The sequence below is a fragment of the Exiguobacterium sp. OS-77 genome (assembly GCF_000414195.2).
GTDB lineage: Bacteria > Bacillota > Bacilli > Exiguobacteriales > Exiguobacteriaceae > Exiguobacterium_A > Exiguobacterium_A indicum.
The window spans coordinates 1,509,703-1,524,816 of record NZ_DF239008.1 but is presented as its reverse complement, the minus strand read 5'-3'; the positions used below and the strand labels follow the sequence as shown (position 1 = coordinate 1,524,816).

Sequence of the window (15,114 nt, the reverse complement as noted above, 5' to 3'; positions counted from 1 at the left end):
AGTCCGCGCTCCTTTTTATCTGTCATCATTCACGCGTCTCGTGCGCCGTTAACGTAACGGTCACGATTGCGCCTTGCTCCGACTGATTCCTAATCGTCAACTCACCGTCATGTAAATCAATGATTCGTTTAACAATCGATAATCCAAGACCATGTCCTTCATTCGCTCGTGACTGTTCGCCTTGATAAAAGCGATCGAACACGTACGGTAAGTCCGGTTCTGCGATTCCCGGTCCTTCATCGCGGATCGTGACACGAATGTTCTTTCCTTCACTTAAGGTCACTTCTAACACTCCCGACCCTGGCGAAAACCGAATCGCGTTCTCAAGCAGATTGAGCCAGACGTGCTGCATCAGTTCCTCTTCCCACTCGACGAACACTTCTGGTAAATCAAGCTCCAATCGAAGTGATTTCTCCGTCCACTGTCGTTCCAGCAACAACAGGCACGTCCGAAGTTGTTCATCAAGGCGATACCGTTTCCGCTCGATGATCGTCTGATGATCAAGCCGCGATAAGCGGACGAGATTTGACGTCAAGCGTGATAGACGGGTGCTCTCTTGCTCCATGATCGTCAAGTACTGCTGCCGTTTATCCGAGTTTTCTTCTGTCAGTAACAACCTAGAAAATCCTTGAATCGAAGCAATCGGTGTCTTCAGCTCATGCGAGATCGAAGCGACGAGATCCTTTGCGAGATGGTCGTTTCGTCGCAGTGCTTCAGTCATGTGGTTGAAGTTTTCAACGAGGAGCGCGACCTCATCATTTCCACCTTCCTTGATCGAGACATCATAGTTCCCGTTCGTCACTTCAATCGCCGCTTCACTGATGCTACGAATCCGTCGTGTCACGAGCGTGACGGCAAGCCAGGTCAGGATGAAGGCGACGCCGATCGTGATGACGATACCGATTCCAGCTGACGTTCGTAATCCGTCAAGGATGCGTTGTCCGGCAATCGGTGTCGAGACGAGATATCCTGTCTCCGTTTGGCGAATGTATTGCGACGGTTCGAGCCACGTTCCATCGATCGTGATTTCACCCTTTTGCTGTAACTGGTCACGTTCTGACGACGATAATGATTGTACTTGATTGAGCGACGTGTATTGTGTCGTTTGAATTAAAGACTGATCCATATACTGACTCGCCTCAGCGAACGACAGGCTTTGGTCTTGCATCAATCGTTCAATCTGATCCGTTCGTTGTTGCAATTGATTATTTAGGTCTTGATCGACTTCTTGGAACTGGAACCAGACCGTCATGATGAACGGTAATAGCAGTGGTAGTAACAATAAACCGAAGAGGATGACGAAAAAGCGACCAGAGATCGAGCGGACGAAGCGTTTCACTGGATCACTCCCTTATAACCGAGTCCCCAGACCGTCTCGATCGTAAAATCATCATAGGCGCTGAACTTGTCACGCAACCGCTTGATGTGGACATCGACCGTCCGACTGTCGCTCTCGGCATCATATCCCCAAATCTCGTCCATCAATTGCTGACGTGTAAAAATCTGCTTCGGATGTGCGAGCAAGCGATAGAGCAGTTGAAACTCCTTTTGTGGTAACGGTATCTCACCATGAGGCGTTACGACCGTTGCGTCCGTCATTCGTAGTTGCAGGGCGCCGACGATTAATTCTTGCGCTGCTACGATCTTTGACCGGCGTAACAGCGCTCGGATCCGAAGTAACAGTTCGTCCAAATCAACCGGCTTGACCATATAATCATCAGCACCGGTCGTGAACCCGGCTTCCTTATCCTGAAAGGAATCCAGCACTGTCAACATCAAGACAGGTTGTTCGTATCCTGATTCACGCAGCAGCTCAACCAGTTCGATTCCTGAAACGTGCGGCATCATCACATCCGTTACGACGAGATCGACGTGTTGTTGATCCAGTTGGTCGAGTGCGTCTTTCCCGTCTCTCGATTCAATCACCTTAAAGCCGGCGGACCGGAGTGTCTCGCCTAATAGTAGACGTACATTCCGGTCATCTTCGGCAATCAAAATCGTTACCATCGTCCTCCTCCTTCACTTAAACATTTCGTAAGGCTTCGATCGGATTCAAACGAGATGCCTTTCGCGCTGGCATGTAACCGAACAAGACACCGACACCGATCGAAAATCCGGCGGCAAGCAGAATCGTGCTCACGGAGAGTGTGAACGGTGTACTAATCATCAGACTGACGCCAAATGCGAGCATCGCTCCGACAAGAATCCCCATCACTCCACCCATCAAGGACAGTAGAATCGATTCCAAGAGGAACTGAAGGCGGATCGTACGTGGTTTCGCACCGAGTGCTTTTCGTAAGCCAATCTCCGTCGTTCGTTCCGTGACCGAGACGAGCATCATGTTCATGATGCCGATCCCGCCGACGATCAAGGAAATCGACGCAATACCTGTCAACAAGAGCGAGAGCATCGTATTGATTTGGTCAATCGAATCGAGGGCTTCATCCAAGCTGACGACGTCATACGTATCGTCGCGTCCGTTATAGAACTGGTACAGCTTTGCCGTGACATCCCGTTTGACGGTCGCGACGTCAGCTGCGTCCGTCTTGAAGATATCCACTTGCTTAACGGCTGTCACTCCAAGCGTCCGCAAGGCCGTCGTATAGGGAATGACGATTTGGTCGCTATCCGCGTCGCTGATACCGACGATCCGGTAATCGAGTCCATCAAGCTTGATCGTCTTACCGATCGCGACCTGACCCGGATAGAGCGTCCGGGCGACGGACGGACTGACGACGGCGACATGCGTCTGTTGTGTCACATCACTGATGACGATGCCACGTCCTTGCGGGACATCTTCAGATTCCCGGTAATAGATGTGATTTCGCCCTTCAATCGTCACCTGGTCGAGTATATGATTTTCGACACGGAGGTCCCGGACCGTCGAAACGGTCGGTGAGACACCGCGTGTTCCTTTAATCGTGTTTAACTCTTCCAGTTGTGCAGGTGATAATCCTTCTTTCAACGGCGTCTCTGTCGTTTGGACCGTTAATTTATTGGCACCGAACGACGCGACCTCTTCATTGATTGAGGCCGTCGCACCGTTGACGATCGAAATCAAGGCGATGATCGATGCGACACCGATGATGACACCAAGCGTCGTCAAGAACGACCGCATCTTATGATGCCAGATATTCGACCATGCCATCCGTAACGTTTCGCGAATCATGTCGTCACCTCCGTCACCTGACCATCCTCGATTCGGATGATCCGGCGGGCTTGCTTAGCAATATTGATATCGTGTGTGATCATGATGATCGTCTTCCCTTCCTCCGAGAGGCTCTCGAACAACTCCATGATTTGTTTCCCTGTCTTTTGATCGAGTGCTCCGGTCGGCTCATCGGCGAGTAAGATCGTCGGTCGCGTCACGAGCGCCCGGGCAATCGCAACCCGTTGTTGTTGACCACCGGACAGTTGACTCGGTAAGGCATCGGCTTTATCTGTCAATCCGACACGTTCCAGGAGCTCAAGCGATCGCGCGCGGCGCTCTTTGCGTGAGACGCCGGCATAGATGAGCGGTAATTCGACGTTTTGTAGGACGCTCATGCGCGGTAGCAACTGAAACTGTTGAAAGATGAAGCCAATCTCTTCATTGCGGATCGTCGCTAGCTGATCTTCGGATAGATCGTGGACGAGCTGCTCCTGCAAGCGATAGACGCCGCTTGAAGCGACATCGAGGCACCCGATGATGTTCATCAGCGTTGATTTTCCTGAACCCGAAGGTCCGAGGATTGTCACATATTCACCAGCCTCGATCGTTAGCGATACTCGATCGAGGACGATGTGACGATTGGTTCCTTCGCCATAAGCTTTTTGAATTTCATGCAAGTCAACGACCGGCATCAGGATGCACCTCCTGGTGGAGTCGGAAGAAGACCGGAAGCACCGTCCTCACTCGGCAGGAAGACCTCGTCTCCGGCAGACAATCCGTCCTTGATTTCAATATCCTGTCCGTCCGTCACGCCCGTCTTGATGTATTGACGTGTCGTTTCTCCGTCTTTTTTCATATACACATACGGACGATCCGACTTCGAATACGAAATGACATCGAGCGATAAGACAGGTACATCTTGTGCGAGTTGATACGGTAAGCGTCCCTCGACCGTCATACCGGGTAACCAGTTTGACGAGCTCGGTACCGACACCTTTGCATTGAAATACGTACTTCCATTTTCCGTCACAGCTTCTGGACTAATCGATTCGACCTTCCCGTTGATGGTTTTGTCAGATGCATCCGTCTGTAGTTCAATCGTATCTTCAACTTCAATCCGTTCGATATCTTGTTCATCAATTTTCAAACGAGCGATCAACTCTTTGTTGTCTGCAACAACGAAGAGGACAGTATTCGGGGCATAAACTTCGCCTTCCGTGACGTCAAGACGAACGAGTTGTCCAGAGCGAGGTGCCTTGAAATCTTCTCCTCCTTCGACGCTGACGATCGTTTGACCCGACTTAACGGTATCTCCTTCTTCAAAGCGAACGTCGGTGACACGGACATCACGATCACTGATGACCGTCTGTCGATCTTTCGCTTCAAGCGTGCCCGAGAAGTAGAAGAATGTTTTTAATGTCTTTGACTCGACGACCTCCTTCGTTCCTTGTGCCTCTCCTCGTCCTAAAAAGAGCGTGGAACCGATTAACAGGAGTACCAGGATGATCCCTCCACTGATCCATAACCATTTCTTGCGTGTTCGTTTCATGTTAAATGCCTCCCTTGATTGGTGTTAATCCGATCATAGGGAGAAGTTATGAACCAACTATGAACAAATATTAAAAAAGTGATTGGATCAGAAATAAAAACGCAATAGACAAAATTTTCTAAAAATAATACACTGAACATAACCAAATTATGTAAAAGGAGTGGTCATATGGATATTACCTTTCAAGATATTTCGCATACATTCGAACGAAGCGGTGTCCGGACCGATGTCTTGCATCAACTAAACGGTCAGTTTTCGCAAAGTGAGGTGACGGCACTCGTCGGTCCATCCGGGTCTGGAAAATCAACGTTCCTGAGTCTCCTTGGTTCACTCGATCGCCCGACGTCCGGTCAGATTCTTTATGACGGACAGGACATCACGTCTTGGAAGAACAGACGGTTATCGCAATTCCGCTCGCAAGAGATCGGCTTCATCTTCCAGCAGTTTCACTTATTACCGGCGCTGACGGTGTCTGAGAACTTAAAGGTCGCTTTGCTAAAGCAAAAGACATCCTTCAATCAAGAGGAACGGATTCTCGAGCTGCTCGAACGGGTTGGACTCGACGATAAACGGAATGCTTTACCGGCTCAGCTATCCGGTGGACAACAACAACGGGTCGCGATCGCCCGTGCCCTGCTCCATCATCCGCAATGGATTCTCGCGGACGAGCCGACCGGTAATCTCGATTCCGTGACCGGTGACGCAATCTTCGAACTGTTACTAGAGCTGCATCGTGAAGCCAAATGTGGCGTTTTATTTGTCACACACGACCTAGAACTCGCCGAACGCGCTGATCGGATTCTCTTCATGCAGGATGGACGAATCGTTGAAGATCGCCGGAAGCGCACGGTGCAAAGTGTCTAAGTACTGTTTATAGGGAGGTGTCTCGCGTTGCACACGTTTCGTGCCAAATTAATCACGAGCTTCATCGGCTCACTTGTCGTTTTTCTGTTACTGTCGGTATCGACGCAGTCTGCGTATGAAGCGTTTCGGAATGCGGACTTCTCGGAACAGGAGACGACGATCGTACGAGATTGTAATCATGATGACTTATCAAAACTTATTTTCAAAAAAAATAGTTGTACACTCGATAACACAATCGACGAAAATTCTGAAGGTGAAATTTTAGGTATAAGTACAGGTAAAACGGAAAAAGTGGATGGAACAGCACGTGGAAAAGCCAATGCTACTAAGTCGCCAAGCTTTTTGGAATCAGCAGAAGAAAAGGCAGGCTCTAGTTTTTCGATCATCCTTCTCTTGTTGCTTCTTGTCGGAAGTTTCATCATTTATTTTGTAATCAAAAAACGAAAGCGACTCACAGGAAAACATACCTTAGAGAGTGCGGAGGATATGCAAGATCAATCAAACTTTTCTTTCAAGAATAAAACTTCTTCTACAATCACTCAGTCGATACCTATTCCTCCTATCGAATCACTGCGCCTGATGCTGTTTGATTTTAATCAACGATTACCACGTGCCCTCAAACGGCGAAGTCATGAATCGTTGACAGACTGGACGGAGCGCATTCATCTGGTGACGCCACTCTCTCCTTACTTCGTCACCCGCTACGCAGCGCAAGCAGAAGTAGAAGCACTCGATGCACAAGCGATTCACCATTTCGAACAAGATCTTGCGCGTTATTTAAAGACGCAGCTCTCTCAATAACAAGCAAAGGAGACTACATATGTTACGTTTCGTCATCAATCAATGGCGCCGGCAGCGTGGGAAATTCATCCTGACGCTCGTCGGGGCGCTCATCATCAGTGCCGGACTCAGTTTGATGTTCAATCTTACCGACTCGAGTCAAGGGACTGTTGAACAAACGTTACAAAAGAAATGGTCGTCCGCCTATGATATCGTCGTGCGACCGAAAGGAAGTCAGCTTGCGAGTGAGTCGAATGATTTACTCGAACCGAACTATTTAAATGGGATCGACGGAGGAATTTCCTTCAAACAATACGAAACCATCAAAAAAATGAACGACATTGAAATTGCAGCTCCGGTCGCCGTGATGGGCTATGTCAAACTCGGATTACGTGTCACAGGACAATGGGACCTCCCCAATAAACCTGGCTTTTACCGTTTAAGAGAGACGCTGACATCTCCGAACGGTTTTGGGGAAAAAATTCTTAGCGATGAAGCCATTTATAGTTTCAATGGCAATAAAAACGCACGTATTGCTAATTTGCCAGGAGTCTTTCCAACTAAGTCTACGTCGCGAATCATCCATCCTCGAACATTCAGCTTGCTTGTAGCAATTGATCCTGAAGCTGAAGCCGAGTTAGTGGGTCTTGATCGTAGCATCATTCCTTCAAAAGGAAATAGTCGCTATTTTACTGAAAATGATAAAGCTATCGAAAAAGCAGATCCAAATACGATTCCCATTCTATTAAATCCAAATTCATTCAATCAAGGGACTTTTCAGTATTCAATCGAACGACTAGATGTTCCATTCGATACACAAAAACAACAAAATACATTTTATTCAAAGATTCCAAAGGATTTCACACCTGCGTTTGAGATGCTGAATGAGATTCCAGGTAAAACAATCAAAAAATTTATGATTTCTTCAAAAGATGTCGAACAAAAATTTTTTAGTTCATTAACAAATACTCCAACAAAAAATATTCAATCATCACGATTAGATGATGCAACGATTGCTGATTACTTACAACTCGAAATCACGACTGGACCACTATCATACCAATCTGAAAAAAGTCCTTTTACCGCGCGTTGGTCAAATGCGTATCAAGTTGAAAGCCAAAAAATTAAAGTCACGAATCCTTATTTGAAGGATATAAACGCTTTACCTAAAATCGGATATCGTTCGACACATTCGTTAGAAAAAAAATTAAGGATACTATGGGTAGCGGGAATGATGTTTATTATTCTCCCGGCTTTTCGATGAATGTCATCGGACTTTATGACCCTAACAAAATTCGTGTTTCAAAAGATCCACTTAATGAGTTACCGATGGAGACATATCGTCCTTCTTCTGCTGATCTAGTTTTAGATACAAACGGACAACCAATCAATCCAGCTAGATCTATTAATACTTCAGGTGATCCGGTCGGATTACTGACTAACTCACCGAATATGCTGACGACTTTAGACAGCGCACAGCAATATCGAGGCAACAAATCGATCTCGTCAATTCGCCTAAAAATTAAAGGTGGCGAAACACTCAGCGAAGAGTCCGATCAACTCTTACAACAAATCAAAGCAAACATTGAGAAAGATACCAGCCTCGTCGCTACAATCACGAAAGGTTCTTCCCCACAACCCGTCGTCACAAAAGTCGTCGAACAAGGCAAGACACTCGGTTGGATCGAACAACCGTGGGTTCATATCGGCGCTGCGATGACAATCTTCCGCGAGACGAGCGTCGGGTTCTCCGGTGTCATCTTCGCAATGCTCGCCGTCGCGATCGTCTATGTCCTCGCGACGAGTTATGTTTCGATGCTCGCCCGCCGGAAAGAATTTGCCGTTTTACTCGCACTCGGCTGGCGGACGAAGGATCTCTACAAAATCGTCTTGATTGAGGCGGCGATTCTCGCCGGATTCGTTTCAACAATCGCCCTGATCGTCGAAGGGATCTTCTCGTATGTCCGTAACGAAGCGATGAACGGCTGGAGTCTTCTCTGGATCGCGCTGTTCAGTCTCGTCATCTACCTGGCAGGTGCAATCTGGTCAGCGTGGACGATTCGCCGCATCTCACCGTACGAAGCGATCAAGACCGGTGAATACGCGAAAGCGGCTCGTGTCGGACTGAAACTTCGTTCGACCATGACACTTGCACTAAAGGAACTGATCGGGAAATGGAAGCGCAATAGCCTGTCCGTCCTCTCGATTGCTTTACCGACAGCTCTCTTAACCTTCTTCCTGTTCGTGACATTCCATTTACAAGGTGTCCTCTATACATCGTGGCTCGGACAATTCGTCGCCCTGCAAGTCGGTCCAATGCATTACGTGACGATGGGTGTCGCGATCACAATCGCTATTTTGACGACGGGAGAGATTATGTGGCAAAACGTCACCGATCGCCGCGCCTCACTCGCTGTCTTAAAAGCACTCGGCTGGACGAACGTCGCAATCCGTCAGTTAATTGTCCTTGAAGGCTTCCTGGTCGGTCTAATTTCCGGAGTCTTTGGACTGATTGTCGCCTACACGACGATATATGTCTTATACGACCTTGTTCCATGGAATGAACCGTTGTTGATTGGCGTATCGCTCGCCTTACCGATTCTGTTCGGTGTTATCGCGGCGTTCATCCCAGCACAACTGGCCGCTCGTGTTCAACCGTATCAAGAACTGAAAGATGCATCTTAATATTTGGCGGAGGGGCAACAGACGTTGTCCCTCTCTTCACAGGAGGAAGTCTATGTTCCCGACATCGATTTATTCGTTATCAGCAGGAGCGGTCGTCTTGAATGACCAAAACGAGATTCTTTTGATCCAAGGACCGGATCGCGGCTGGGAGTTTCCGGGTGGCATCGTCGAGCCTGGGGAAAGTGCAGCTGACGGTATCATTCGCGAAGTCAAAGAAGAGTCTGGAATTGAGATTGAAATCGTGAAATTTTGCGGCATCTATCAAAACCTCGAGGCGAATGTCTGTGCGACCTGTTGGCTTGCAAAAGCGATTGGTGGTCAACCGCAGACGAGCAGTGAAAGTTTAGCAGTCGGTTTTTTCCCGCTCGAAGAAGTGTTACGACGCGTAACGTGGTCGAACTTCAGCGAACGAATCTTACATATCTTAGATGAACAGTCTCATCCATTTTTCGTGGCCTTTACCCCATAAAAGGAGGAATGACGATGTTCCGTTTTGTCTTAAATCAATGGCGCCGGCAGCGTGGGAAATTCATCCTGACGCTTGTCGGCGCGCTGATCATCAGTGCCGGGCTCAGTTTGATGTTCAACTTGACCGATTCCAGTCAAGGAACGGTCGAACAGACGTTACAAAAGAAATGGTCGTCTGCGTATGATATCGTCGTGCGACCGAAAGGCAGTCAGATGTCGACCGAGTCGAGTAAGTTACTCGAACCGAATTATCTGAATGGGATTAACGGAGGGATTTCATTCAAACAGTATCAACAAATCAAACAAATGAATGCGATTGATATCGCAGCCCCGGTTGCTGTCATGGGATACGCTAATATCGGCATCTCGATTCCAAATCAAATTCACTTTCCAGACAAGCCTGGTATTTATCGACTGAGTAATTCACATTATGGTGCTGGTGGATTTTCGAAAGAACTCATCGCACAGGATGGTGCCTACTTTTCAACTATGGAAGAGCCGCTCGTTCCTCCGAATACGCGATTGATCCATCTTCAAGATCCGAAAGGTTTTTCATCCATACAACCCTTTACCTATAGTCTTATCGTCGGAATCGATCCGGAGGCGGAAGCGCAACTCGTCGGTTTGGATAAGAGCATCCTGAATCAAAAGAAGTTTCGTTACTTCAACCAGGAGGATGTCACCTCAGCCAGCAAGAAGAGTTCCAATGAATTCAATATCCCGGTATTGATTAATCCAAAATCCTTCAATACGGGATATAGTCAATTTAAGTTAGAACAAGTTAACGTCGATCTGAAAACGAAACAAGCACGCGACACATTATATCAACGACTAGCTCAATCGAACGCTCCTCAACCTCTCGATCAAGAAAAACGAAAGATCATACAAGACATTAAAGTCGATGCTTCTAAAGTCGAGAGCGCTTTTTTTGATTCCCTACTCGGTCAAAAAACTAAGGTACTTCCGCATTCGGAAGCAAATACTAACGCTCAACTCGTCGCCCAGACAGGCTCATTGACTTATCAAACGGTGAAGAGTCCGTTCCCTACACGATGGGAGAATGCTTATGAAGTACACACAGCACCTACTGCATTCAAAAATGCTATATTACCATCCTCTTATCTTCCGAAGCGTGGCTTCCGGACGGTAGATTCTTATGAAATAAAAATGAAAAAATCGGATGGATCTACTTTTAAGTCAATGAATCCTTATCTGACGTTTAATGTCGTCGGTTTGTATGATCCGAACAAGATCAATGTCTCCAAAGATCCATTGAACGAATTACCGATGGAGACCTATCGACCATCGGCTGCGAGTATCGTACTTGACTCAAAAAATGAACCAGTCAATCCTGCCCAACCGATCAACACGACCGGGAATCCAATTGGTCTGTTGACGAACTCTCCAAACGTGCTCACGACAATCGATAGTGTCCAAAAGGTGATGGGCGATCAATCGATTTCATCGATCCGGTTAAAAGTAAAGGGTGCTTCTTCTGTCGGTGAACAGTCAGATAAAACCTTACAACGTATCAAGTCGGAAATCGAACGAGAGACTGGTCTTATCGCTACGATCACCAAAGGTTCCTCTCCTCAACCCGTCGTCACGAAGGTTGTCGATGACGGGAAGACGCTCGGTTGGATCGAACAACCATGGATCCACATCGATGCTGCGATCACGATCTTCCGTGAGACGAGCGTCGGGTTCTCCGGTGTCATCTTTGCGATGCTTGCGGTCGCGATCGTCTATGTCCTCGCGACGAGTTATGTCTCGATGCTCGCCCGCCGGAAAGAATTTGCCGTTTTACTCGCACTCGGCTGGCGGACGAAGGACCTCTACAAAATCGTCTTGATCGAGGCGGCGATCCTCGCCGGATTCGTCTCAACAGTCGCCTTAATCGTCGAAGGGATATTCTCGCTCGTTCGGAGCGAAGCGATGAACGGCTGGAGTCTTCTTTGGATCGCGCTGTTCAGCCTCTTCATCTACCTGGCTGGTGCAATCTGGTCAGCGTGGACGATTCGCCGGATCTCACCGTATGAAGCGATCAAGACCGGTGAATACGCGAAAGCCGCTCGCATCGGACTGAAGCTTCGTTCGACGGTGACACTCGCACTGAAGGAATTGATTGGGAAATGGAAACGAAACAGTTTGTCGGTCCTCTCGATTGCTCTACCGACGGCACTGCTGACGTTCTTCTTATTCGTGACGTTCCATTTACAGGGTGTTCTTTACACATCGTGGCTCGGTCAATTCGTTGCCTTGCAAGTCGGTCCGATGCATTACGTGACGATGGGTGTTGCAATCACGATTGCCATTTTGACGACGGGAGAGATCATGTGGCAAAACGTCACCGATCGCCGTGCCTCACTTGCCGTCTTGAAAGCACTCGGTTGGACGAATGGAGCGATCCGTCAATTGATCGTCCTTGAAGGCTTCCTTGTCGGTTTAATTTCCGGAATCATTGGACTGATCGTTGCTTATTCGACGATTTATGTTTTGTACGATCTCGTACCGTGGAATGAACCGTTGTTGATTGGCGTATCGCTCGCCTTACCGATTTTGTTCGGTGTCATCGCTGCCTTTATCCCAGCACAACTGGCCGCACGTGTGCAACCGTATCAAGAACTAAAAGATGCTTCCTAAACTAAGGAGTTGTACACATGGATTCTATTCAAGCAATATTTCTTGACCGAGACGGAACGATTGGCGGAGATGCCACCGTCCACTACCCTGGAACGTTTGCGTTATTTCCTTACGTTCCTTCGCTAATCGAACGCTTACGTTATCATGGGATTTTACTGATTGCGTTTACGAATCAACCTGGTATCTCAAAAGGATTCGCGCGTGAAGAGGATTTTCGAACAGAATTACAGGGCTTCGGCTTTGATGATACGCTGATTTGTCCGCATGCAGTGGAAGATCACTGCACCTGTCGCAAACCATCACCAAATTTATTATGGCAAGCACAAGTAAAACACAATCTCCGACTCGATCAATGTGTCGTCATTGGGGACCGATGGAGTGATATGGTGGCAGCTGCGCACGCCGGGTGTATCAAAATCTTAGTCCGAACCGGTGCCGGAGAGAGCTCCATTCGTGATTACGCTGATCGGGTGGAACAAGCAAACGTCGACTATATTGCCGACGACTTAACGGACGCGATCGCTTGGCTCGATACGCAAAACTAAACAAACGAAAAGGCGCGACTTCCACAATGGAAATCGCGCCTTTGTTATTTCTTCGAACGTTTTGGTTGAGAAGATGCGTAGACACTAACCGCTAACACAAATAAGATTGCAAACCATGTCCAAAATGACATGTTATCGCCTCCTTTAAATGATGCGTAGGTACTTTAACTACCTTCTTTTTATTACCAATAAATCCCTGCAATCATTTATTAGCAATTTTTCGTAATAGATAAAGCGCGTAGATGATCTATGGAACAGCCATCGCTATGAAGATGATATGGACACTTCCGAATAACACGTTCATAGCTAGATTAAAATCTGACAATTTTGTTTCCTCCTATATTTCAATAGTTCTCTGTATTTATTCTACTATAATAATGCATTCACTATATTTTGAACTCTTACAATTATGTAATAATTTTCAATTACCCTTCCTTATGAAGGGATTCACGTTACACTGAACGTACGAAACAGAGGTGAACATGTTGCAATTAACATTTGAGTACATGCCTTATCATTACGATGATGATCTTCAATTGATTCTAAATGATTTTTCAGACCCTGATAATCTGCGCTTCGTCATCGAACAAGACTACATGTCAGCTTTTAGCATCTTTACGAATCCAGACGATGAATCCTCCTCGTTTGAAAGTTCATTTCTTGAGCAGTGGTTTCATCGATTACAAGCTTTCCCACTATTCGTCTGTGTAGAGGTGAATCGTTATGACGAAGAAGAGTTTGAAGCGTTATGTCGCTTTTGTTCGATTACATATAATGATTTAACACCACTTGCGGACAAACGTTTCATCGTCGTTGAGCTGCAGCATGTTACCGATTTTCAACACCTGTATTCTTACTTACATTCCCACGTGAGTTGGAATGATCTTGTCATCTGGTCGACCAAACCAAATGTCTTCCGGATTGAATACCGAACGCACTACTACTCCGGGAGACCAGAAAAAACGGTCATCGTCTCCATGCAGGAAAACATGTCTATCTTTGCGTTCAGCTACGATGCAGATGTCGTGAATGTTGTTTCAAATCAACCGTTTTTCGAGACAGCCGATCGCTTATTCCAAACCTTACCTGACTTCGTCATTCCAACCTTATTTGACGACACGGAGGACATACAAAAAAAGGAGTGAACAGCTTGCATGCCCTAACAAAACAGCTATCTGAATACATGCTCGAGAAATATCAGTTAACCAATTATATACTCCATGAATCGTACTACGATCGACACAAACTGAACGACCAAACCGTTTACTCTTTTGAAACGTTTTGGATTCCCTCTGGTACATCGATCATCGAGGAAGAGGATGGCATGATGCTTCCTAAAGGAACCGTGCAGATTACAATTGACCCTGTCACGAAACGAACGACGACGTTATCCTTACACGGTCCGACCTATCTCCATTCCGTGCCTGACGATTTACGTGATCCAACCACTCGGATCGCTTGGCTCGAATCAGAGACCGACATGATCCATGGTACGCATTTTATGCTCGAAGAAGAAAACGACACTTTTTTCAGTTATGTGAGTTGTCACGAAGGGATTCGGCTGTCTTCCGGTTGTTTCATTCATCTGACGTTAACGGAAAACGGTCAGCTCGATGAGTTGTTCCTATATGGTCCTCATGCGCTTGATCATCGTGTGAATCAGGAACCTTTCACTTTAACGCTCGAGGACATCGACTCGCTAGCTAAACAACAAATAAAGTGGTTCTCCTATACAAAACCAGGACATCAATACGCGCATACTGTCGTCGAGACGATCGTGACGCAAGAAGGATCAAGCCTTGTGCCTAGTAAACTGGATTTCACGTCGTCTATCGAAGTGAATGATGTGTTATCTTGGACAGGTTTACCGTCAAAGATGCATGAACGGTATCCGTATCAGTCTGGAGAAACCGTGACGGCAAATGACGTGATCACGCAGACCGAACATCCTGATTTTCGTCCAATCCAGCAAGAGACGATGAACGCTTGTCGCATCGTGATTAAAGACATCATTCAAAGCGAGTACCCTGCCGATTCAGGACAATGGATGATTCGTCACATCTACCGGCAACATCCCTACCTTGCTGTCACATTGTCACGCGCGCATCCGACGTCCTATGTTGAGCAGCATCGGCGCGTCACGATTTTTCTTGACGAAAAGACGCTTCACTGGATTAGCTTGACCGACGATCAGGAACTCCATACCGTGTTCGATTCCGTTAGCGCACCGGAGCTCGAGGATGAGCAGCAAGACATCATCTTCAACGCATTACGTCCGTACCTTTTACTCACGCCGCGTTATGTGTTTGCCGCTTCAAAAGGTCAATACGTTCTTTGTGGCTTGCTTGATTCAAATCATGCTTACTTACCGGCAACAAATGAAGTCGTTTTATTGCGCAATCTATAAAGTGAAGATAGATACGAAGGAG

General features: G+C 47.1%; 14 protein-coding genes. 9 read left to right on the top strand and 5 right to left on the bottom strand.

Going from position 1 to position 15,114, the window contains the following annotated elements; translation table 11 throughout:
- Window positions 1-25: 25 nt before the first annotated feature.
- Genes EXG77_RS07580 through EXG77_RS07560 form a run of 5 tightly spaced genes read right to left on the bottom strand, consistent with a single transcriptional unit; the run spans window position 26 to window position 4,700 of the window.
- Window positions 26-1,339: an ATP-binding protein gene (locus EXG77_RS07580; protein WP_052017116.1), complete on the bottom strand. Its 1,314-nt coding sequence runs from the start codon at window positions 1,337-1,339 to the stop codon at window positions 26-28.
- On the bottom strand, window positions 1,336-2,007 hold the full coding sequence (locus tag EXG77_RS07575) for a response regulator transcription factor (protein WP_035397230.1): 672 nt from the start codon (window positions 2,005-2,007) through the stop codon (window positions 1,336-1,338). The genes EXG77_RS07580 and EXG77_RS07575 overlap by 4 nt, the downstream gene beginning before the upstream one ends.
- 16 nt (window positions 2,008-2,023) lie before the next feature.
- On the bottom strand, window positions 2,024-3,169 hold the full coding sequence (locus EXG77_RS07570; protein WP_035397228.1) for an ABC transporter permease: 1,146 nt from the start codon (window positions 3,167-3,169) through the stop codon (window positions 2,024-2,026).
- Entirely contained in the window at window positions 3,166-3,843 is a 678-nt protein-coding gene (locus EXG77_RS07565; RefSeq protein ID WP_035397226.1) for an ABC transporter ATP-binding protein, read from the bottom strand. The genes EXG77_RS07570 and EXG77_RS07565 overlap by 4 nt, the downstream gene beginning before the upstream one ends.
- Window positions 3,843-4,700, bottom strand: coding sequence for an efflux RND transporter periplasmic adaptor subunit (locus EXG77_RS07560; RefSeq protein ID WP_035397224.1), 858 nt, complete (start codon window positions 4,698-4,700; stop codon window positions 3,843-3,845). Before EXG77_RS07560 ends, EXG77_RS07565 begins: the two co-directional genes overlap by 1 nt.
- A gap of 168 nt (window positions 4,701-4,868) precedes the next feature.
- Here EXG77_RS07560 and EXG77_RS07555 point away from each other — a divergent pair, with 168 nt between their 5' ends.
- The 9 genes from EXG77_RS07555 (at window position 4,869) to EXG77_RS07515 (ending at window position 15,092) form a co-directional block, all read left to right on the top strand.
- Window positions 4,869-5,564 carry an ABC transporter ATP-binding protein gene (locus EXG77_RS07555; RefSeq protein WP_081637381.1) on the top strand — a complete coding sequence of 232 codons (696 nt, stop codon included), beginning with the start codon at window positions 4,869-4,871 and terminating at the stop codon, window positions 5,562-5,564.
- A gap of 27 nt (window positions 5,565-5,591) precedes the next feature.
- Window positions 5,592-6,365: a hypothetical protein gene (locus EXG77_RS07550; RefSeq protein ID WP_035397222.1), complete on the top strand. Its 774-nt coding sequence runs from the start codon at window positions 5,592-5,594 to the stop codon at window positions 6,363-6,365.
- Window positions 6,366-6,384: 19 nt separating this feature from the next.
- Window positions 6,385-7,608, top strand: a complete 1,224-nt coding sequence (locus tag EXG77_RS07545) for a hypothetical protein (protein WP_035397220.1) — start codon at window positions 6,385-6,387, stop codon at window positions 7,606-7,608.
- Window positions 7,605-9,029 (top strand): ABC transporter permease, encoded by a 1,425-nt coding sequence (locus tag EXG77_RS07540; protein ID WP_035397218.1) that lies wholly within the window; start codon window positions 7,605-7,607, stop codon window positions 9,027-9,029. Before EXG77_RS07545 ends, EXG77_RS07540 begins: the two co-directional genes overlap by 4 nt.
- A gap of 52 nt (window positions 9,030-9,081) precedes the next feature.
- Window positions 9,082-9,498 (top strand): NUDIX hydrolase, encoded by a 417-nt coding sequence (locus tag EXG77_RS07535; protein ID WP_035397216.1) that lies wholly within the window; start codon window positions 9,082-9,084, stop codon window positions 9,496-9,498.
- Window positions 9,499-9,512: 14 nt separating this feature from the next.
- Window positions 9,513-12,140, top strand: coding sequence for an ABC transporter permease (locus EXG77_RS07530; RefSeq protein WP_035397214.1), 2,628 nt, complete (start codon window positions 9,513-9,515; stop codon window positions 12,138-12,140).
- Between the two features lie 17 nt (window positions 12,141-12,157).
- Window positions 12,158-12,685: an HAD-IIIA family hydrolase gene (locus tag EXG77_RS07525; protein WP_035397212.1), complete on the top strand. Its 528-nt coding sequence runs from the start codon at window positions 12,158-12,160 to the stop codon at window positions 12,683-12,685.
- A gap of 482 nt (window positions 12,686-13,167) precedes the next feature.
- Window positions 13,168-13,830 (top strand): hypothetical protein, encoded by a 663-nt coding sequence (locus EXG77_RS07520; RefSeq protein WP_035397210.1) that lies wholly within the window; start codon window positions 13,168-13,170, stop codon window positions 13,828-13,830.
- Between the two features lie 5 nt (window positions 13,831-13,835).
- Window positions 13,836-15,092, top strand: a complete 1,257-nt coding sequence (locus tag EXG77_RS07515; RefSeq protein ID WP_035397208.1) for a hypothetical protein — start codon at window positions 13,836-13,838, stop codon at window positions 15,090-15,092.
- The last annotated feature ends 22 nt before the right edge of the window (window positions 15,093-15,114 follow it).